We start from the raw sequence: 20,363 nt of genomic DNA on the forward strand, positions 1-20,363 counted from the left end.
ACGACATCGTCCGGGAGTATTGGCGCTTGAGAAAAAGTTGCTGGGCGCAATAATTGGAAGAAACTGGATTCATAACTAGGAACGCTTCTCAGGTGTGGTCGAACACCACCTCGAGGAGTGTGCGTTCTGCCCCCCGAAGGTGATGATTGAACGTCGACTGGGAGATATCCAGCGCAGCGGACAGATCCTTGCCTGTTTGAATACGGGGTGACTCGAAATATCCACTCCGGTAGGCCAGTTGGAGGATTTCCTGCTGGCGTGGGGTGAGGCGCTCTTCGAACGCCGTCTGGAGCCGCTGTGCCGTGTCGAGCGACCGGGTTTGCGATCGGCGAGCGAGGAGTTCGATATCAGGCATATCTTGCTTGACACCCTCGACGAACTCACGGACATCGGCTGTCTCCGGCAGCACCACGACGGCAGTGGCAGTCCCCATTTCGATGGTCAGCGAGCGAATCGTCGCCCCACGTTCGAGGAACCGTGCGGCGAGCGTCGAGGCGGCCAATCGCACCTTGAACAGCGGACCATCATCACGATCGGCTAGATGGACGAGTTCCTTGATAGTGAGCGACTGCTCGCCGGCGGCCATCACTTCGTCGGGAGAGACGTCTCTTGCGGTGAAAAACACAGTCGTGTCACCGTCGGCTTCCGGTACCAGGCCCTCGAACTCGATCACGCCCCCGGTCTCCTGCGTGAGTCGAATGAGTGGCGTTTCAGCCGTCGAGGTCTGGAGCGTGAGTTCGACGACGCTATCGGTCCGCTGGGTCACCCTGGTTTCGACGGTGTGGATCGCGTGTGCGATCGTCCCTCCGAGTTCCGAGAGGACGTCGATATCGCGCTTGTCGGGTTGTGGCGTCCCTCCGTAGACTGCTAGAACGCCATGGACAGACTCGTCGTACACGAGTGGGATGCAGATCCACGACCGCCCACCACGTTCGAGCGTGGCTTCGCGCCACGGGGTCGCCCGCGCGTCGGTAGCGACGTCGGCGACGACCTGGATATCACCGGTCTGGATCGCGGCTACAGGCGGACTCTCTCCCTGGACAGACTCCTTGCCCGTAGTGAGTTCCTCTAGAGAGGGCCCGTCGATCCCCGCCCATGCCCGGGGGGAAACGGCGTGGGCGTCAGCGTCGAATTCGCCGATCCAGGCGAACTCGAACATGGCAGACTCAGCCAGGCGATCGCAGACAGCCTCGTCGATAGCGTCGACCGTTTCTGCCTGGACCAGCGCATTGTCGATCTCTCGGATCAACGTGTTGAGCCGGTCAAGTCGGATTAACTCCGTGTTCTGCCGTTCCAACTCCGCTTCGCCTTCAGCACTGTCCCACGCGGTTTCGACGGTCGCGGCGATCGTCTCCACGAGGTTAACTTTCCGTTCCTCGAATGCCCCGGTACGCACTGAGCCGGCACAGATGACGCCGTGTCGCCCCAGGGGAGCAAAGACACGACTCCGCAGTAGTGCGGCCGCCGACTCGCTCTCATCAACGTCGACATCATTGTCGACGTCCACATCGTCGCCGATGAACGTCTGCCAGATCTGCTCTGGGAACTCTATGGGCAAGCCAATTGCATCAGGGGCAGTCTCAGAGTTCGTTCGACTAGCGTATTCGTCGAGTTCGCCGGCTGTCTCGTCGTAGCGCCAGAGCGTGGCATACTCGACGTCGAGGACATCGAGCACGAGTTCGGCCACCAGATCGCCAATCGTCGCCGAATCGGCGTCTATCAGCTCCCGGGTTGCGGCGTTGAGCCGTTTGAGCGCCGTCTCGCTCTCCTTGCGGGCCTGCTCGGCACGCTTGCGCTCGGTGATGTCTTCGACGGTCACAATAGCTCCTCTGACATCACCGTCGTCCCGGAGCGGCACGGCTGCGACGTCCATCCACTTGCTTGTCTCATCGCGCTCAAGCCGGAACTCGATCCCGTCGGAGACGTCCTCCCCGCGAAGTGCCCTCGCCCCGGGCCACTGCTCGGGCGGGAGGCGCTCGCCATCGTCGTCCGTCCTAATCCAGGCATCTTGCTGGGCCGGATTTCTCGACGGCATGAGATTCCCAGCAACCACCGTTTCCATCCTATCGTTCTGCAACTCGAAGACCCCGTCAATGTCGATAACTCCGACAGCGACCGGAAGTTGCGCTAGAATCTCAGAAAGCCAGGCTTCGTTCTCTCGCAGTTCCTCCTGGGTCCGTGCTCGCTCGACGGCCGCCCACGTGCGGTCGGCCGTCTCCTCAACCATTGCGACTTCGGCATCCGTCCACGCCCTGGGTTCCGATTCCGTGACGATGAAGAACGCCGACAGTTCGCCCTCCTTGTAGAGTGGAACGCCGATCCATGCCGTGATGTCCTTGTCCTCGTACATCGCTCGTTCATCCTCGCTCAGTTCCGTGAGATTCCGATAGTCGTCGACCACGAGGGTTTCGTCCTCATGGAACCCTGCGGCGATATATTCGCCGTAGTCCTCCAAACGGTGTTCGCCGACGATTGAGGCCGCGTCGTCGCGATAGAAGTCCGCATGGACGAGGTTCGTATTGCCGTCGGCGAGCACGTCCCCATAATAGGCGCGATCGACATCCAGCCGCTCTCCGAGGACGTGCGCGGCTTCGTGCTGAATCTCGACAGGATCGGCAAGCGAACGAACGGTGTCTGCAAGCTCGACACGAAAGGCATCTAGTTCTGCCTCCTTCTCGAGCTCTTGTTCGTGTTGTTTGCGTTCAGTGATGTCGATGACGAACTCCAGGTACTCGTTGTCGTTCAGTATCCGCGATTCGAACAGTCCCCACCAGCGCGACCCGTCGGCGTGGTAGTACTGCTTCTCGTAGGGGGCGCCGCTGCCAGTCTCCTCGACCTGTTGGAGGTGCCGCTCCGAGTCCGGGTAGAATTCCTCGGGAGTGAGCTCTCGTCACGACGTGCCCAGCGCCTCTTGATAGTCGAGGCCCGTCATCTCGAGAAAGGCGTCGTTTGCATCCTTGATCGTGACATCACTGTCCCAGACAATGACACCGACTAAGTTGGAGTTGAACACAGGGGAGGAACGAACCTGCTCTCGCTGCCCATACGAGCCCTCGCTACACGTCTGTTCGCTCTCGGCAGGCCGCCACCATACCCGGCCGCGAGCACCGACCTTCTTCGTTTCTATGAGATCCTCCTCGACGAGCGTGTCGAGTCGATTGTAGATGGTGCGGTCAGAACAGTTGAACTCCGCGGCGACCTCCGACGTCGTGAATGGGGTCCCGGCTGGACCAAGTTGGCCCAACACCTCTTGGACCGAGTTGGTGGATGGTGCGGACGAACTCATACGGGTAGTTAGTTACCGGCGAAGAAAAACATGCGGTCAACAGAAATAGTCACCCAGGAATTTCTCAGGCAGTCTCAACCACCTACGCGACTAGTGTTCTCCTGGATGTCTCCGCTATCTTCAGCACGGTCTTCCTATCAGCCAGTGATAGTTTCAACAGGACCAATCAAGCCTGTTTGTTCGGCGTCTTCCCTCTCTATAGCCGTGCTCTCCCACTCCCGATCCGTCATCGGCAGTCGCATGAACGGTTCTCGGAGTTGACCTCGGCGTGAACACCCTCGCCGTCACCTCGACGGGCACGTTCTGGACGGGCGACGAGTTCGACCACTGGCGCAGAGAGTACGAAAAACGCCGTGGCTCGCTCCAACAGTGTGGAACACGGTGGGCGCACGAAAACATCCAATCCGTCGGACGGAAAAAGGAAGGCCGCTTCAAACTGATGCTTCACCGTATCAGCAACGAACTCGTTGCTGAAGCCCGCGAGAACGGATGTTCCGTCATCGCATTCGAGGACCTGACCGACATCCGTGAGCGGACTGGGGCATCGTGGGGGCACAAATGGGCGTTCGACCGCCTGTACGAGTACGTCGAGTACAAGGCCGAAGAACACGGCATCGCGGTCGAACAGGTTGCCCCAGAGAACACGTCGCGGCGTTGCTCGCACTGCGGGTTCACCCGCCCAGATAACCGTGACGGTGAAGGGTTCGAGTGTCTGAAGTGTGGGTACGAGAGTCACGCTGATTACAACGCCGCGAAGAACATCGGTTTGCGGTATCTCCGTCGCAACCAAACTGGGGGCGATGGAGGCGCACTCTTGGGCGTGCGCTTGAACAGCGGGATGATGACCGTGAACGGAGGCTATTCTCCTGCCTCATCCGAGGTCAGAACGGGAGTCCACGCTGAATCCCACCGCTAAAGCGGTGGGTAGCTCAAGCGGCAGAGAGGATGGCGTGTGATACGTGGATCCCGCCGCCGGACTGCCCAGCATCGATTCGTCCGCTCCAACCGGACGGCCGCTCTGCTACCCTTCTCGCCCCTCGACATTGCCGAGGCCGGGAATGGCAACCCGCTGCTCGACGACCGACATCAGCTTCGACGCCGAGAGGACGAGACCGAGATAGAGCAGCGCGGCCAAGGCGTACATCGTCGTGAATTCGAACGTCTCGGAGGCGATGGCGTCGGCGCGCTCGAACAGTTCGGGAACGGTGATGAACGCCGCTAGCGACGAGTACTTGATGAGGTAGACGAGTTCGTTCGACCAGCCGGGTATCGCGTAGCGGAGCCCTTGGGGCAGGACGACGTACCGGATTCCGGTGAGCTTCGACATCCCGACGGCGCGGGCGGCAGTCAGCTGTCCGGAGTCAACGCTCTCGATGGCTGCCCGTATGTACTCGGACTGGTAGGCAGAGCCGTTGATGGTGAAACCAATGATAGCGATCCAGACGGCCTGGCCCGGGACGAAGCCGACACCCACGAGCGGTAGTTCGCGTATCCACGACGACAGCCCCATGCCGTAGTAGAGCACGAACAGCTGGGCGAGCAGCGGCGTCCCGCGGATGAGTTCGGTGTAGCCGAGCGAGAGCCAGGCGGTTCGGTCGCCGTACACGCGCATGACTGCGAGAGGGACTGCGAGGACGAACCCAAATACGATGCTGGTGACCGTTAGCAGGACGGTCAGCCACGCGCCCTGCGCTAGCGCAGGCAGCGCCGACGCGCCGGTCGCGAGGAACGAGAACAGCCCCCCGAGTTGCGCGATTGGCCAGCCAAGGACGCCGAGTGCGTCGGCAGTTGCCGCCATCGATTCGGCGACGCTGGCGAACGTCGACGCCGGGATTAGCGGTTGGCCGGACGAAATGACGGCCCCGTCCAGCAGCCAGTCATTGGCCCACCGGAAGAGGAGCCAGCCCCAGAACAGCGCGGCCGCCGCGACGCCGAGCCACTGGCGGAGTTCGTTCGGGCGCCAGTACGCGCGAGCTCTCGCGCGCCGAGTCGCGTCACTCATGGTCGCCGTGGGCAACGCTGAGTCGACCGAGGAATTCCTCGGTCCGGGACTGCTCGGGGTGTTCGAACAACTGTTCGGGCGGCCCGCGTTCGACGATAGCGCCATCTTCGAGGAAGGTGACGGTGCTGGCGGCCGACCTCGCGAACCCCATCTCGTGGGTGACCACTAGCATCGTCATGCCGCGCTCGACCAGTTTACGCATCACGCCGACCACTTCGCCGATGAGTTCAGGGTCAAGCGCGCTCGTCGGCTCGTCGAACAGCATCAGCTTCGGCTCCATCGCCAGCGCCCGGGCGATGCCGACCCGCTGTTGCTGACCGCCAGACAGCTCCGCCGGATAGGAGTCGACCTGGGCTGCGAGGCCGACCATCTCCAAGTGCTGGTCGGCTCTCTCCCGGGCCTCCCCCTTCGAGAGTCCCTTGACTCGGCGGAGCCCGAGCGTGATGTTTTCGCGGGCGGTCAGGTGCGCGAAGAGGTTGAAGTCTTGGAACACCATCCCGACGTTCCGCCGGAGTTCGTTCACGTCGACGTCGGGTCCCGTAATGAGTTCGCCGTCGAGGTAAATGTCTCCCGCGTCGACCTCCGTGAGGCGGTTGACGCACCGCAACAGGGTCGACTTCCCGCTCCCGCTCGGGCCGACGACGACCTCGACGTCACCCTGTCCCATTTCGAAGCTTACGTCCCGGAGGACGCGCTCGTCACCGTAGCTCTTCGAGAGGTTCTCGACGCGTAGTAAACTCATGTGGAATCACCAGTTGGAATCGCAAAGATGCGGCCGACGTAGTCCAGCGTCCGGTTCGTGGCGAACGTCAGCACAAAGTACACCGCGCTGGCGAACAGGATGACCTCCAGCACGGCGTTGGTGTTCTGAACGAACAAATCGTTGCTCCGTGTCAGCAGCTCCGAGAGGCCGATAGCGAACGCAACGCTCGTGTCCTTGAGGACGATGGTGAACTCGTTCTGGAAGCCCGGAATCGACCGGCGAAGCGCCTGCGGAACGACGACGTGGCGAATCGCCCGCAGCCGTGACATCCCGACGGCGCGGGCGGCCTCCATCTGGCCCTCGTCGACGCTCTGTATCGCACCCCGGAAAATCTGTGACTGATAGGCCGCACTCCGGAGCCCGAGCCCCAGGACGGCAGCGAGGAACGCGCTCTCGATTGGCGTCCCGAAGTAGGCGAACAACAGGATGACGACGATAGGCGTTCCTCGAAGGACGACACCCGCGGTCTCGACTGCACCACTGGCGTACCGGCCTCCGTACACCTCGACGGTCCCCGCAGGGAACCCTACGAGGAAGCCGAGCAAGATGCTGGCGGCAGTCAGCGCGATGGTCAGCACCGTCCCGCCCAGCAGGTACGGGATGTTGTCGAATACGAACGCGAAGTCGCTCGACAGCAGTGGAGTCAACACGGCTCTACGAGTCGCTAAACCATTTGTTGCGGATCTCTGTGTACTTGCCGTTGTCGCGCACCGCCTTCAGGCCGCTGTTGAGTGCCTTCTGGACGTCGCTGGCACCATCGCGCACGCCGAAGCCGTACTGCTCGCCGGTCTTGTGCGTGAACGCGATGGAGACGTCTCGCTTGCTCCGGAACGTCTGGGCAACCGGCTTGTCGACGACGATGGCGTCGATGTTGCCGTTGACGAGGTCTTCGACCGCCAGCACGTAGCTTCCGTAGGAGTTGTAGTTCGACTGCTTGAGCTTCCCCGCCGAAAGGAGCTCGTCCTTGATGATGCCCTCGCCAGTCGTCCCTTTCTGGGCGCCAATGGGGTGGCCCGAGAGGTCGCCGAGTTTCGACGGCGAGAAGTTCCCGCCCTTACGCACGAGAATGGACTGGTCGGCGCTATAGTAGGGGTTCGAGAAGTCAATCTTCTTGTCGCGCTTATCGTTGATGGTCATCGCGGCCGCAACAACGTCGATTTTATCGCTTCCGAGCGCGGGCATGAGCCCCTTGAACTCGAACTCCTCCCAGCCCGAGAGTGTGTACTCGCTCTCCGAGACGACCGCTTCCAGCAGGTCGATGTCGAACCCGACGAGTTCGCCGCCTTGCTTCATCTCGAACGGAGGGAATCCGGGTGCGGTCCCGGCGGTCAACTTCTTGCTGCCGCCGCCGCCGGAACCAGTGATGCTACCCAGACAGCCAGCGGTTCCGGTTAAGCCAGCAACGCCGCTCGCTCCAACGACCTTCACGTAGGTACGACGGTCCATATCGACAGACGTTCTGCGTCCCATACCGCCAAAGGAGGCAAAGGATGCTTTTGAACCTTTCTCACCACGTTCTCATTCAAGAATTACGAAAGACAGTAAAGACTCAAGATTATTTGCAAGAGCTATTTGGAACAAAGTGAACCGGCGTCGGCGGGAAATCGACGGGTATTGGACACTCTCGGAATGTTTGATCTCGTTTTCACTCTGGTTCCGCGACAGTCATGACGGGGACCGGTGCGGAGCGCACGGTCTTTTCAGCGACACTGCCGAGCAGGATACGATCCGTGCCACGTCTCCCTGTCGTCCCCATCCCAACGGCGTGTATGTCGTTCGATTCGATATAGTCGAGAATTACCTCAGCGGGCGTTCCGTGTTCGATATGGCGGACGGTGTTGGCAACTCCATGTGTTTCGGCCTCCGAGACGACTGTCTCGACAGCGTCGGTTGCGGCCTCTTCACTTTCTTTCCCGGAAATCGTCGACCGGACATCCATCCCCAGTGCAGTGTCGTCCACGACAGACAAGACATGCACGGTTGCATCAAGCGACGCCGCGAGCTCAACGACATGATCGGCAGCGTGCATCGCAGCGGTACTCCCATCCGTTGGGATGAGGATGTTCTCGTAGGGGAACACCAGCGTCTCATCGGGCTGCATGCGGACTGTGAGCACGGGAACCGACGAGAGTCGGACGACCTTCTCGGATACGCTTCCAATGAGGTATCGTGAGGCCCCCTCGCGGCCGTGAGTTGGCATCACGACCAGATCTTGATCGTACCGCTCGGCGTACTCAACGATCGTTGGGGCCGGATTTCCCTGGACGACGTCGGTGTCGTATGAAATCCCGAGTGTCTCCAGTGTTTTTGCGGCCTCGGCAACGATGTCCTCACCTTGTTTCACGAGTGCATCGACAGTGTGGCCCTCGACGACGGTGACGCTGTCGCGCGTCGTATCGGCAACATAGAGTATCTGGATGGTCGCGTCGGCCCAGTGGGCGAGTTCGCTGGCGTGATGGAGCACCTCGGCTGCGCCCTCGCTACCGTCGTATGGGATGAGAATGTTCTCGTACATGACTCGGTAAGACAGAATACGTTTGCCAATCCCCTAATGGTTTTCACCAATTTCCCGAGATCGCATGGTCCTGCGTCTCCATGTGTTGAGAGCGAACCACAACTGTGCCTCAGAACGCGTGGCGGTGATCGGCCCGCGTGCCCAGAAAGCGGCATCCTGGGAGGCCGCTCGACCGCCGGGAATGCACGTTGAATATGTCTCCACTGCCTGGTGAGATAATTACGAGCGCATACCCGCGTCTTCAGGCGCGGGACAAGTGGGAGGCCCGCTGCGACACCTGGTCTCGGTGGCCGGGCCGGATTTCGACCGCACCTGTTTTTTCTGTGGCCCCTGGTAGCGCAGACATAACGGAATCGGTGAGATGCCGTCCCCGAACCACACGGGGTGGCGACCCAGGGTGGTTCGCACGGCGATGACATGGATTCCGACGGGGTGGTTCGAGGGAGCTTCGCTCCCTCGTCATCACGAAAATCGCCGATTTTCGAACGACCGCAGTGGCCGGGCCACAGCCCTCTAGCGAGGGCGGAAACGAGAGTTCCCCCGGTGTGTCGCCGGTTCCCTCCGAGTGCGGGGTGGAACCTTGAACGCCATGATCGGCGGCAATCCGATGGTCGGATTCCACGTCCGTCAGGGCGTGGAGGAGGTCAATCTTCAGTTGTGTTCGGAGTGAACCGGCAACTCACCCGAACAAGCAGTATCTGACAACCGTGGTTTGTCAGCGCGGGATTTTCATAGGCGCTGAGTGTCTGGTCTGAGTCTCAGCCGCTGAGACATTGCCGATTAATCGGGGTCGCCCTCGCCGGCCGGCGACTCCTCCTCGACCGGATCGGGGGTGTCGCGGTCGACGGTTACTCGAACCTTCTGGATGCGAGTGCTTTCCACCTGTTCGGGCCGTAGCGTCACGTTCTCGTAGTCGAACTCCTCGCCTTGCTCGACGAGGCGGCCGGCGCGGTTGAAGATGAAGCCGGCGATGGTCTCGAATTCTTCGCCCTCCGGTAGTACGATGCCGAGAGCCTCGTTGACCTCCTCGATGTTGACCGAGCCGTTCACCAAGACGGTGTCATCGTCGACGAACTCGATTGGGTGTTCCTCGCCCCCCACCAGTATCTCACCGACGATTTCCTCAAGCACGTCCTCCATTGTGATGAGTCCCCCAGTGGCGCCGAACTCGTCGACGACGATGACCATGTGCATCCGGTTCTCGCGCATCTCCGAGAGGAGTTCGTCGACGTTCTTCGACTCGGGGACGTGGAGCGTCGGGTTGACCACGTCTTCCACCTCAAAGTCGGCAAAGGCATCGTAGTTGGAATCATCCAAGTCACGGATGTCGAAGACGCCGACCACATTGTCCAACGAGCCCTGGTAGGCCGGCAGGCGGGCGTGTCCTGACTGGATACATTGCTTGATGGCTTCCTCGACGGTCGCGTCTTTGGAGATGGCTGCCATGTCGAGGCGGGGGGTCATCACCTCTTTGGCGGTGGCGTCGGTGAATCGCAGGGTGCGTTGGAGCATCTGGCGTTCCTCTTCGTTGAGGATGCCCTCGCGTTCGCCTGTCTTGATTATGTTCCGAATCTCGTCGCGAGTGACGTACGACGACTCGATGGATGAGCTGCCGCCAGTGATCTTGTTTACGGCGGTTGTCAGATAGTAGAACATAGTGATGAGCGGCCAGAGCACTTTCCCGACGATTTTTAGTGGGGGAGCGACGGTCCGTGCCCACGAGTCGGTGTTTTCGACGGCGTAGGACTTGGGTGCGCTCTCGCCGAACAGCAGGACCATCGACGTGATACCGAACGACGAGACGAGTACTGCCGTGCTCGCGTCGAAGTAGAAGCCGACGATAGTAGTCGAAATAGAAGACATTGTGATGTTGACCATGTTGTTTCCCACGAGGATCGTCACAAGCAAGCGGTGAGGGTCCTCTTTGAGGGACTTGACCACCCGCGCGCCACGCTTGTCATCCTCGACCATCGCGTCGATCTGGTGGGCCGGCAGGGAGAATAACGCAATCTCAGACGAAGAAAAAAACCCTGACCCCATGAGCAGCATCAGAATCATAAGGATACCAATCACGGTAACTCCCGTCTGCCCCAGTTCGATACCGACGACCGGCACAGTGTACAGTGTGATACTGGCCTCAGCCGCTGCTATGAGCACAGATGACCCCATCAATACCGCCAATTTCGAACGCAGAAAATTAACTCTTGTGGAACAAAACAAGTCTTTTACGACGAACCTCATGGATATCATATCGCCGATGTACATCTGTCTTTTTATTGTTCTCTGAGTGTCCAAGTTTGGAATTCTGCGGCAGAGAACCTTAGAACGTTAATCGCTACTCTTGCTCAGGCGGACGCGACTATTTGACCTCCTCCACTGGCTTTAGCCCGTGGAATCCCGGCAGGGGATTCCCGGCCTTGCTGGCCGTTTCAGGTTTCAAAACGCATCCGTTCGGAGCGTCGCCTGCTGGGTGTCATCATTGCGACCGTACCCCCGGAGCGAAGAACCGACCGCCGTACGAAGCCGTCGGTGTTAGTTATCACTACTCATGTACTTTCCCAAGACAGATGTGTATAGTGTTAGAAATCTTGTATTTATCTGGGTCCACGTACTTGAAATTCTCTCTCTTTTCATTCTCCTGATCACAGCCGTACGTCGTCATTCCCATGACGTCCTCGACGGCTTGGATACGTAGTAGAAGTCTTCCAACAGCCAGACGTATGGCTTCATGTGCTAAGCGTTCGTGCCACGCCTTGGGCGACGTCCGTCAGATAGGCCGTTCCCAGTAGAGCAACGACCAGGGCGCCAACAGCGTTGAACACGAGGTCGAGAACGATATCACGCACTCCATACTGGGCGAGGACGGCCTCTCCACCGATGAGGCTCGCTACACCGCCGCTGGCGAACTCGAGAATCTCCCAGAGCACCCCGAACGCGAGGACGAAGACGAGAATAAAGACGAACATGAACTCCGAGGGGATCTCTAACGTATCGTCGTATTCGGCGAGTGCACGGGCACTCGCGTAGCCAGCGCCGGCCACGATCGTCGCCGAGAGGGTGTGGGTCACCGAGTCGTACCAGCCGAACCACTGGTACGGGCCGAGCGCGCCCACTGCATGGAGAAACACGGCCGTCGTAATCCACAGCGTCAGTCCGGCGTTCAGCGGTACGCGATAGTCTCGGGAAAGAATGCCGGGAAGGAACGTCACGCCGAGAGACACACCCGCATTGATGACGAGCCCCCAATTGAACCGGATCAGGCCCACGATGGCAATGCCGAGAAGCGCGACCTGTAACAGACGTACGAGAAGGTGGAGATAGACATCGTCGACGCTCACCCGATCACGAAGGCTCATAGACCCTCACCCGCCGTAAGTCCGCGAACGTCCACAGCCTCGATCCATCGGAAGTATATCGCGAAAATCGGGCTCGCCACGAAACTGATGGCGGTCGCGAAGACCAGATCCCACATGAGCGTCGTCTTGTTCTGGATGAGCGTTGTATTGAAATAGACATCGGACGCGTACTGGAGGATGGCCCACACGCCAGCCGTCGCCATCGTGACGAAGATGACGAACGCCACGGCGAAGCGGGGCGTCATCTCGACTGGCGAAAAGACGTGGAGTTCGACGACGACTAACACTCCGATGGCGAGAATAGCGAGGAAGGTCGTGAGGTCGGCGAGCATATCCGGAAGCGCGAAGAATTGACTCGTAATCGGAAGCGCGGTGAACACCACGATCTCCCAGGGTGGCATCACAGATCGATTGCGACGCACGCCGGCTGGAAGAAGGATTATCACGAGACCGCCGGCCACGAAGACGGCCCAGATAGGTTCTCCACTGATGACGCTGACCGCGGCAGCAAGCAGGAGCACTGCGACGAGCAGCCAGGTAACGATCGAGTTGAAGCGGTTGTCCTCGATGACTACGTCGAGTTGGCTCATAAGCAAGCATACCCCGCGAATATGCATATACGCTTGGAGTGACGGTGTGGGACGAACTCGTCCATGCCTGGCGATAGTGGCGCTAATCACTGGACAACTCGTTCTAATGGACTACCGAAAGCAGCAGCGAGGGTAGAAGGCCTCAATCAGTGGACTGTTCGCGGGCTGGAGCCGGTGGCTGGAGTTCGAGTCCGACGTCGTTCGTGAATTCAGGATGTTCGATGGCTGCGAGTTCTCGGCGGGTGTTGACATTCGTCATCGACCGTGTCAGGTCGACGTCGTCTGGAGTTGCCGTCGGCCGAACGGCAGTGCTTGACAGTTCTGTGACAATCGAACGCAAGCGATGTGTATCGGGGCGGCGGTCGCAGTACTCGACGAGTGCCGCCGTTCGGTAGACGCCATGCAGCAGTTGCGATTCACCAGTGGCGTCCATCGGGACCGTCGCGTCGGTCGCAGCGGTGGCGTGGTGGTCTGCCAGCCACGAGACGGCGCGTGGTGACACCAACGGCATGTCACAACCACAGAGGAAGACAGCAGCCGTGGAGATAGAGTCGAGTGCGCCACATATCCCGGCGAGAGGTCCATCGCACCAGTCTGCATCGGCGGTGTAGCGGACGTCGTGTGAGAGCGCATTGTCGATAACAGTGCGCTTGTCGGCCGGGCCGGCGGCGACGACCGGTTGGCGTTCAGTCGTAGTTCGAACTCGGGTGACCACCCGGTCAACGAGCGGTCGGCCATCGAGCGTCGCCGTTGCTTTCGGGGCGTCGCCGAAGCGTTGGCTCCGACCGCCGGCGAGGACAACAGCAGTGATGGGTTGGTTCGCAGTCATCCGTACCGCGGATCGTCGAGCGAAAGCGTCTCCAATTCGTCCGGAACTTGGTCTGCTCCCAGCGCGACGGTTTCGATTCGTGCCACACCCTTCACTGACCGTTCGCCGTCGATGTCAGGGCCGACGACTCGAGTGCCGTAACGTTCGACAGTAGCGAGTTCCTCGCCGTCGCGGACGACAGCAACGAGCGCATCGACCGCAGACACGATGCCGACGCAGGCGCAATAGCCGTCGTCGCTCAGTAGTCGCAGATGCGTCGTCGCTGCTGGGTCGGTGACGCATGCGAGCAGATCGGGAATCGGGACGCCGGTCCATGTTGCGGTCGTTCGTTCGCCGGACGCGCAAGTGACAGTACACTCGCGAGTGACGTTCGAAAGCGCGTCGAGGTCAGCGCGGGTCAACGACAAGTGCTCGCTACCGAGGACGACAATATCGATATCGTCAGTGTCGGTCGCGGGGTTCGTCCGTCGGCCGATTGTGTCGCGGGTCATGATCGTCGGTTCGGTCGCGGATGGGTAGCCGTAAGTACCCCGTCGTTCGGTGTCCGTCGCTCGACGTCCGCTTCCTGTAGGGACGCCCCGGTGGCAGCAACGACTCGTTCGATCGCCAATCCGGCGGTCACAGCGATACTCCCGCTGGTCCGGCAACGTTCTTCATCCGGCGGTGGCGACGGAGCAGGCCGATCTTGTCGGCGACGCGCCCTGTGAGGTCCTGGAACGCTGCAGCGGTATCGCCCTCGTTCAGGACGACAGGGGTCCCGTCATCTCCGGCTTCTCGGACCTGTGGGTCGAGCGGAAGCATCCCAAGATAGGGTAGTTCCGTGTCGTTGGCAAGCTGCTCGCCGCCTCCGACTCCAAATACGTCGTGGGCGCTCCCACAGTCGGGGCACGTGAAGGTATGCATGTTTTCGACGACGCCCAGTACCGGTGTATCGAACTCGCCGAACGCTTGCATGCTTCGGCGGGTATCATCGGTCGCCACGGCCTGCGGCGTCGTCACGATCAGTGCTCCTGTCACGGGGAGCGTCTGGAGCACTGACAGCTGTACGTCGCCGGTTCCCGGCGGCAGATCAACGATCAGATAGTCAAGCCCAGTCCACGCCACGTCGTCGAATAGGTCGGTCAGCGCGCTGTGGGCCATCGGTCCTCGCCAAATAACGGGGTCGTTGTCGCCCACGAGCGATCCGACGCTCGCTACTTTGACCCCGTGGTTTGCTGGCGGGACGAGACGGGTCTCGTTGTCAACTTCTTCAACTGCAGGTGATGCCTCGACCCCGAGCATTCGGGGCGCGTTCGGGCCGTATACGTCAGCGTCGAACAGACCTACGTCGGCCCCGCGGTCGGCGAGTCCGACTGCGAGATTTGACGCGACGGTCGATTTGCCGACGCCACCTTTGCCGGACGCGACGGCAATAACCGCATCTACACCTGGCAGGACTTCCTCGGCACCAGGGGCGTGTTCGGGCGTCGCCGAGAGATCGGGAGCGAGCCCGACCTCGCGGACGACGCTCCGTACCTTGTCGGCGAGTCGCTGCTCGGTCGGTGCGTGAACCGCGCCGAGCGCTAAGTCGATATAGGCGGTGTCGTCGGTGACGGAGATCTCTCGGATCAGACCAGTTGAGACGATGTCGTCGCCGAGGTCGGGATCTTCGATGCTACGGAGCTGTTCGCGCAGGCGGTCAGCGGTTTCGATGGGTTCAGTCATGGTTTGGAATCGAAGGGGGTTGGTAGTTGGTTCGCACCCGCGGTGGGCAGTCACGCTATCTCCGGTCTGTCGTCTTCGTTTGGGTCTACGGCTGTCTGTGCATCCCACGCTGCGAAGGTTCGGGCAACACCCACGAGGCGTGCGAACGCGCCTTCGACGCTGTCGGTCTCGCGGACGCGCTTGTGGAACTGGTCGAGCCAGCCGAGTTGGTTGAGGGTGCGACGCTGGAGGGCTCGCAGTACATCGACCTCGTCAGCGTCACCGACCGCTCGGCGGTCGGCCTCGGCCGCGGCCAGTGCTCCGAGGAATTCAAAGGTGGCTGCGACGTGATCTGTAATACCATCGCCACGCGTTGGTTCGAACCCTGCCGTGGCGTACAGCCGTGACAGCTCCGCGGCGGGTTCGCCGAAGAGTTCGCCGTCGTCGGCGGCGTGATAGGCCGAGTCTGGTTCGTAATCGATAGCGGGATCGGTTCTGTATGCGGAAGCGAACGGCGGCACGTAGTGGGGGCCAGGAACTACGAAGAGGTTGTCGTAGCCGACCGACAGCGTTTCTCGGTCGTAGTTGGCGAGGGGTTCGGAGTCGAGTTCGACCGGTAACGACGATGAAAGACGGTCGAAGTCGCCATTCTCGGCTGCTGTAACGAGTGTTTCCACGTCGCCGTCGAGGCAAGCCGCTAGTAGGTCGTAGATTCTCGCGCGCGCTCGGAGGAGCTCCGGATCGGTCTCCGAGAGGTCTCCGTCCGCGTCGGTTGCGGTGTTCACGCACCGTCACCTCGCTTGGTCACATCTACGAAGGCATCGTACTGAGCGTTGCTTCCGCCGATGAGGTCGCTCAGTCCCACGTCGCCAAGTTCGGCATCGAGCGGCTGGAGGTGATTAACGGCGAATCCGGCATCCCGCCCTTTGGCGTAGGCGGCTTCTTCGCGCATCGGTTCGTCGAACTCGTAGGGCGTATGGCCGTCGCCCTCGACCGTATTCCGCGTCTCGCCGTCGACAGTCTGCGGGACCGCGCCATCGCCCTCACGGCCCCAGCCCCACATCGTGCCGACGACGCCCGGCCGGATGCCGTTCGTCACCATAGCGATACCCTCGACCGAGCGACGGCCGGCGTCGATTTCGATACGGTCGCCGTTTTCGATGCCGCGTTTCGCGGCGTCTTCGGGATTCATCCATAGCGGATTCTCCGGGCGTGTCTCCCGGAGCCACGGACTATTCTGGGTGCGGGTCGCTCCCTGCGTCCGGGGTTTCCAGTTAATAAGTCTGAGCGGTCGGTCGGGTTCGGCATCGGAGATGACGCCCGCCTGTACGGAGCCGTCGTAGTGACGCACGTCCTCGACCTTCGGCAAGGGGTCGAACCGTTCACCGGTATAGGAGTGTTTGCCTGTCGAAACTACTTCGCTGTAGAAGTCGGCGCGTGCGCTGAGCTTGTATCGCATGTGGTCGCCGTCGTAGGCATTCGACCGTTCGTCGTAGCGCCCGGCATAGTCGTAGTCATGTCCATGTTCGGCGAACGCCTCGTCGTAGTTCTCGACCGGTTCCTCGAACCGGCCGCCGCGATTGAGAACCGTGACGATTTTCCGCCACTCCTCGGGTTTCACTGCGCTGCGCCACTCTTCGAGGTCGAAGTGCTTTCCGAGCCCCTTCTTGTGGGATTTCCTGAAGGTGTCGAGTTCGGCGTCGCTGGCATCGGCGACCGGTTCGCGGTCGTAAGCGATGTTGGCGACGAGTTTGAGATAAAAGTCCTCGGCTGTGTCGAGTGACCAGCGGTTCCCGTCGGCGTCCGGGATGGCGTTTCCGCCGACGCCTGGCAGGTCCATCTTCTTCCACATCTCGATGAGGACCTCTTCGAACGGCCGGGCGTCCGGCACTACCTTCACGGTGGGTTGGCTGATTTTCTCGTCGGCGAGTCGCTTGTTCGGGTATGTGCTGAAGTTCTCCCAGCGTTCGAGGTAGGTCGGCTCTGGTAGGATGTAGTCGGCGTATTTGCTGGTGTCACCAATGACAGTGTCGCTGGCGACGAACAGCGGAATTTTCTCGGGATTTTTTAGCACGTCGGGAATTCTGTCGCCGCCGGCCACTGACATCACGTGGTTCTCCGAGTAGGGCCGGAGGAACAGCGCCTTGACAGAGTATGGATACTCATCCTTCGCGCTCCCGTACACTTCTTGGGCAGCATATGGGGGCGCGACCGGGAACCACGGCCGCTTTGCAGGATAGCCATTGTCGCGCTCAAACAGTGACGTGTCTTCGTAGTTCACGCCGCCACGGAGCAGCGGAACGCCCCATGGAGTGTTGCCGTCCGGCACCGTACCGAGTTCGTATCGGCCGGACATCGTGGCGAACCCGGCATGGGGAGTTATCTGGCCGCCCTTCCAGTCGTAGTTACCGATGAGGTGCTGGAGAGTGGCGATAGCACGCTGGTTCTGGAAGCCGTTGGCGTGCTTGGCCGGGCCGCGGTACGACATAATCGCCGCCTGCTTGCCGTGGCTCGTGAACTCGTCGGCCACCTCTTCGATGGTGGAGGGGTCAACGCCTGCCATGTCGGCGTACTCGGCGACTGTATGCTCGAAGATCCGCTCACGGTAGAGTTGCCACGCACTCACAACGCGCTTGCCGTCCACGGTGAGGTCCACGCTGAGGACACCAGTGTCGGCATCGCTCGCAGGCGCGAGTTCGGCCGTATCGGCGTCCACCACGACGAAATCGTCGGCGTTGTCTGCGTCTCCGGCGACAAGACCGAGGTCGGCTGCACGAGCCTTTGGTTGGGTTTCATCGTCCATCTGGACGAGGTGGGTTGCGTCGCTCCACGTCGGTTCGCCGTCAGCCTCGGCGGCCGACTGCGAGGGGTTCTGGAGGTAGTCCACATCGTGTCGGTCGTGGTCGATAATCCACCGTGCGAGCCCCATCGCAAGGGCGGCGTCAGCACCGGGTTCGACCGGCACCCACTTCTCGGCCTTCTCAGCGGTCTTCGAGAGCCGAGGGTCCACTACGTCCATCCGCATCCCGTCCTGCATCGCGTTGGTCAGCTTGGGTGCAAGCCACGTCGGACCCTTGTTGGCGACCAACGGGTTAGTGCCCCAGACCAGCAAGTACTCGCAGTTCTCGATATCTGCGTACTGACGCTTCTTTTTCGAGCCGAACGACCGAACGTTACCCATCACACTCGAGAATCCGCAGGTCCCCGCATGGTGGACGCTGTTGAGCGACCCGAGCCCCTGGCTCCAAAGGCGAGCACGAATGAAGTTCCGACGGAATCCGCCCACGTCCACAATTTGGTTGGCTTTCGGCCCGAGGTCGGGATGGTCAGTGTCGATGAGCGTGTCGTCCCACTTCTGGTCGAACTGCTGCTTGGTCAGCTCGCCGTTCTGGACGGCCTCCCAGTCAGACATGACTTTCTCCTCGGGCGCATACCCCCACATCTCACGGAGCCCGGGGTGTCCGAGTTCGTCGTCACCTTCGACGATTTCTTCCACAGCCTGCTCCCACGAGATGGTTTTCCACTCGTCGGAGCCTCGCGGGCCGACCCGCTTCATCGGCTTGCGGACCCGGTAGGTATCGAAGGCGGTCTGAATACCTGCCTGTCCCTTCAGGCACATCCGTGCTCCTGACAGCGACCACCGGTCGGAGTCTACGTCGCCGGTGCCTTCCAAATCACCTGTGGCGGCCTTCTCGGGGTCACTATCGTAGGGTACTTGCGAAAACGGTTGCGTGTTTAGGAACGAGTAGGGGTTGCCGGCTAGTTTTCGGACTAACGAACTGTACTGGCCGGTTCCGCTGTCGTCGGACAGTCGAACCTTGATCGGACAGAATGTGTTGCACTGTCCGCAAGTGGTGTGAATTACGTCGTCGGCCCCGTAGTCGCCGAAGTCGCTGCCGACGTAGTGTTCTCGGTCGTCGGACCAGAGATCGGTCGGGTCGAGATTCACGCTCGCAGTGCTACCGGCCGCGACTGCGCCGATCCCGCCCGCGACCTTCACGAAGTCGCGTCTGGTGAACGATACGTCATCATCGCCCGCTGTTTGTGAGTCAGATTTTGAACTGGATTCGTTGGGGGAACTCATTAGTCGTCACCTCCGTCGTTGGGAATGCTGCCATCCGTGGCGGATCGGTTGGCGATCTGGGTCTGTTTGTTCGTCTCGGTCGTTTCGGCTAGTTCCGCAGCGTCGAGCGGTCTGAGTGGAAGAACCTCTGCACCAAGTGAGTACAGGAGGAGACCGACTGCTATCATCCCGGCTGAGGTGAGCCACTCAATGGTGGTTGGGAAGTACGATCCGTGGGGAAGACCTTCCATCACCGGAAGAATCTGTGGTGGGACCACGATGTTGAACCGAACTGCGACAATGCCGACCACGACGCTTAGACCCGCCGCGGTCAGCGGAATCGGCGACCGTCGCCACGACCGTTTGCTCAGCAGGAGGAGGGGGAGGACCCATCCGAGACCGACCATGAACCACCAGAATGACCACGACATCTCGCCGAACAGCACGATAAGCCACGTCTCGACCTCGTGGGGGTGGAGGCTGTTGAGAGCGATGAGAGCATCGATGGCCGTGAACGCGGCGTCAGCGAGGATGAACCCCACAAGGAGTTTTCCGAGGCGGTCCATTAGACTCCGGTCCAAGGGTTCGCCCGTCAGCATTTTTGCCCGGAGGACGTACAGTGCTGAGACCATCGCAGTCCCAGATACTACTGCCGAGATGACGAAGATGACCGGGAACAGGCCGCTATTCCAGTAAGGACGGGCCTTTGACACCGCAAACAGCACGCCGGTCCCTCCGTGAACCATGAAGATAGCGAGTGGGATGCCGACGAGGCCGGCGCGCTTGAGCCATCGTTCGTCGGTCTCGTTGGACTTCTCGGAGGTTTCACGCCGACCGAGCGTAAGCAGACCGCAGAGTTTTGCCCGCCACCCCTCGGCGCGCTCGGCGACTTTAGCGAGATCGATACGCATCGAAAAGTACAGTTCAGTCACCAGGATTCCGATGTAGGCCACGTAGGCGTGGACTTCCCACGAGAGAGGCGAGGTCGCCTGTCGAAATAGGAACGGATGGTACATCCGGTCCATCCGGCCGAGGTCAGTCCAGACGAACAAGAGCGCGACGACCATGCTGACGATGGCAGCGAATAGCGCGTCGCGGTCTATTTTTTCAAGGCCCTCAACCTCAAAGACGTTCGCCAGTGTACTGACGAGGAACGCTCCCGCCGAGAGGCCCACGAAATAGATGTAGAATGCGACCCACGCACCCCATGGTGAGACGCTCGTGAGATTCGTGGACGCCATCCCGACACTGATGCGACGCCACATAGCCCATCCAC

The 20,363-nt window shown here is 60.7% G+C and carries 17 protein-coding genes and 1 pseudogene; 2 read left to right on the plus strand and 16 right to left on the minus strand.

Annotated elements, in window-relative coordinates:
• Positions 1-88: 88 nt before the first annotated feature.
• The gene (locus ACRYA2_RS24625) at positions 89-2,566 is read right to left on the minus strand and encodes a bacterio-opsin activator domain-containing protein (protein ID WP_433634158.1); all 2,478 of its coding nucleotides are present in this window, start codon (positions 2,564-2,566) and stop codon (positions 89-91) included.
• Here ACRYA2_RS24625 and ACRYA2_RS24630 point away from each other — a divergent pair.
• Positions 2,504-2,662: a hypothetical protein gene (locus ACRYA2_RS24630; RefSeq protein ID WP_433634077.1), complete on the plus strand. Its 159-nt coding sequence runs from the start codon at positions 2,504-2,506 to the stop codon at positions 2,660-2,662. The genes ACRYA2_RS24625 and ACRYA2_RS24630 overlap by 63 nt on opposite strands.
• A 228-nt stretch (positions 2,663-2,890) precedes the next feature.
• Here the strand turns inward: ACRYA2_RS24630 and ACRYA2_RS24635 are convergent, their stop codons facing one another.
• Complete coding sequence (locus ACRYA2_RS24635) at positions 2,891-3,286, minus strand: PAS domain-containing protein (protein ID WP_433634079.1); 396 nt, start codon at positions 3,284-3,286, stop codon at positions 2,891-2,893.
• A gap of 244 nt (positions 3,287-3,530) precedes the next feature.
• Between ACRYA2_RS24635 and ACRYA2_RS24640 the strand changes: the two are divergent.
• A pseudogene (locus ACRYA2_RS24640) lies at positions 3,531-4,202 on the plus strand (RNA-guided endonuclease InsQ/TnpB family protein); the annotation flags it as partial.
• A gap of 105 nt (positions 4,203-4,307) precedes the next feature.
• Here ACRYA2_RS24640 and ACRYA2_RS24645 read toward each other — a convergent pair.
• The 14 genes from ACRYA2_RS24645 to nrfD all read right to left on the minus strand — a co-directional run bounded on the left by ACRYA2_RS24645 (position 4,308) and on the right by nrfD (position 20,352).
• Entirely contained in the window at positions 4,308-5,288 is a 981-nt protein-coding gene (locus ACRYA2_RS24645) for an amino acid ABC transporter permease (RefSeq protein ID WP_433634081.1), read from the minus strand.
• Entirely contained in the window at positions 5,281-6,030 is a 750-nt protein-coding gene (locus ACRYA2_RS24650; RefSeq protein WP_433634083.1) for an amino acid ABC transporter ATP-binding protein, read from the minus strand. Before ACRYA2_RS24650 ends, ACRYA2_RS24645 begins: the two co-directional genes overlap by 8 nt.
• Positions 6,027-6,701, minus strand: coding sequence for an amino acid ABC transporter permease (locus ACRYA2_RS24655; RefSeq protein WP_433634085.1), 675 nt, complete (start codon positions 6,699-6,701; stop codon positions 6,027-6,029). The genes ACRYA2_RS24650 and ACRYA2_RS24655 overlap by 4 nt, the downstream gene beginning before the upstream one ends.
• Positions 6,702-6,705: 4 nt before the next feature.
• Entirely contained in the window at positions 6,706-7,521 is an 816-nt protein-coding gene (locus ACRYA2_RS24660; RefSeq protein WP_433634087.1) for a basic amino acid ABC transporter substrate-binding protein, read from the minus strand.
• A 175-nt stretch (positions 7,522-7,696) separates the two neighbouring features.
• Positions 7,697-8,566, minus strand: a complete 870-nt coding sequence (locus ACRYA2_RS24665) for a universal stress protein (RefSeq protein WP_433634089.1) — start codon at positions 8,564-8,566, stop codon at positions 7,697-7,699.
• A gap of 780 nt (positions 8,567-9,346) precedes the next feature.
• A complete protein-coding gene (locus ACRYA2_RS24670) occupies positions 9,347-10,735 on the minus strand; it encodes a hemolysin family protein (protein WP_433634160.1) in 1,389 nt (462 codons plus the stop codon).
• A 557-nt stretch (positions 10,736-11,292) separates the two neighbouring features.
• On the minus strand, positions 11,293-11,904 hold the full coding sequence (locus ACRYA2_RS24675) for a DUF2238 domain-containing protein (RefSeq protein WP_433634091.1): 612 nt from the start codon (positions 11,902-11,904) through the stop codon (positions 11,293-11,295).
• A gap of 14 nt (positions 11,905-11,918) precedes the next feature.
• Positions 11,919-12,512, minus strand: a complete 594-nt coding sequence (locus tag ACRYA2_RS24680; RefSeq protein ID WP_433634093.1) for a hypothetical protein — start codon at positions 12,510-12,512, stop codon at positions 11,919-11,921.
• Between the two features lie 142 nt (positions 12,513-12,654).
• Positions 12,655-13,341, minus strand: coding sequence for a molybdenum cofactor guanylyltransferase (gene mobA, locus ACRYA2_RS24685; protein WP_433634095.1), 687 nt, complete (start codon positions 13,339-13,341; stop codon positions 12,655-12,657).
• On the minus strand, positions 13,338-13,832 hold the full coding sequence (locus ACRYA2_RS24690) for a molybdopterin-dependent oxidoreductase (protein WP_433634097.1): 495 nt from the start codon (positions 13,830-13,832) through the stop codon (positions 13,338-13,340). The genes mobA and ACRYA2_RS24690 overlap by 4 nt, the downstream gene beginning before the upstream one ends.
• Positions 13,833-13,959: 127 nt before the next feature.
• The gene (locus ACRYA2_RS24695) at positions 13,960-15,033 is read right to left on the minus strand and encodes an Mrp/NBP35 family ATP-binding protein (protein WP_433634162.1); all 1,074 of its coding nucleotides are present in this window, start codon (positions 15,031-15,033) and stop codon (positions 13,960-13,962) included.
• A gap of 62 nt (positions 15,034-15,095) precedes the next feature.
• Positions 15,096-15,809 (minus strand): TorD/DmsD family molecular chaperone, encoded by a 714-nt coding sequence (locus ACRYA2_RS24700; protein ID WP_433634099.1) that lies wholly within the window; start codon positions 15,807-15,809, stop codon positions 15,096-15,098.
• On the minus strand, positions 15,806-19,108 hold the full coding sequence (locus ACRYA2_RS24705; RefSeq protein WP_433634101.1) for a molybdopterin-dependent oxidoreductase: 3,303 nt from the start codon (positions 19,106-19,108) through the stop codon (positions 15,806-15,808). Before ACRYA2_RS24705 ends, ACRYA2_RS24700 begins: the two co-directional genes overlap by 4 nt.
• Positions 19,108-20,352: an NrfD/PsrC family molybdoenzyme membrane anchor subunit gene (gene nrfD, locus ACRYA2_RS24710; protein ID WP_433634103.1), complete on the minus strand. Its 1,245-nt coding sequence runs from the start codon at positions 20,350-20,352 to the stop codon at positions 19,108-19,110. Before nrfD ends, ACRYA2_RS24705 begins: the two co-directional genes overlap by 1 nt.
• Between the last annotated feature and the right edge of the window lie 11 nt (positions 20,353-20,363).

It is taken from the genome of Halomicrococcus pelagicus, assembly GCF_050954125.1.

Coding starts and splice junctions, on each gene's coding strand:
- ACRYA2_RS24630 (WP_433634077.1), top strand. CDS start 2,504: ATGGACGAGGTTCGTATTGCCGTCGGCGAGCACGTCCCCATAATAGGC.
- ACRYA2_RS24635 (WP_433634079.1), bottom strand. CDS start 3,286: ATGAGTTCGTCCGCACCATCCACCAACTCGGTCCAAGAGGTGTTGGGC.
- ACRYA2_RS24645 (WP_433634081.1), bottom strand. CDS start 5,288: ATGAGTGACGCGACTCGGCGCGCGAGAGCTCGCGCGTACTGGCGCCCG.
- ACRYA2_RS24650 (WP_433634083.1), bottom strand. CDS start 6,030: ATGAGTTTACTACGCGTCGAGAACCTCTCGAAGAGCTACGGTGACGAG.
- ACRYA2_RS24660 (WP_433634087.1), bottom strand. CDS start 7,521: ATGGGACGCAGAACGTCTGTCGATATGGACCGTCGTACCTACGTGAAG.
- ACRYA2_RS24665 (WP_433634089.1), bottom strand. CDS start 8,566: ATGTACGAGAACATTCTCATCCCATACGACGGTAGCGAGGGCGCAGCC.
- ACRYA2_RS24670 (WP_433634160.1), bottom strand. CDS start 10,735: ATGGGGTCATCTGTGCTCATAGCAGCGGCTGAGGCCAGTATCACACTG.
- ACRYA2_RS24680 (WP_433634093.1), bottom strand. CDS start 12,512: ATGAGCCAACTCGACGTAGTCATCGAGGACAACCGCTTCAACTCGATC.
- mobA (WP_433634095.1), bottom strand. CDS start 13,341: ATGACTGCGAACCAACCCATCACTGCTGTTGTCCTCGCCGGCGGTCGG.
- ACRYA2_RS24690 (WP_433634097.1), bottom strand. CDS start 13,832: ATGACCCGCGACACAATCGGCCGACGGACGAACCCCGCGACCGACACT.
- ACRYA2_RS24705 (WP_433634101.1), bottom strand. CDS start 19,108: ATGAGTTCCCCCAACGAATCCAGTTCAAAATCTGACTCACAAACAGCG.
- nrfD (WP_433634103.1), bottom strand. CDS start 20,352: ATGTGGCGTCGCATCAGTGTCGGGATGGCGTCCACGAATCTCACGAGC.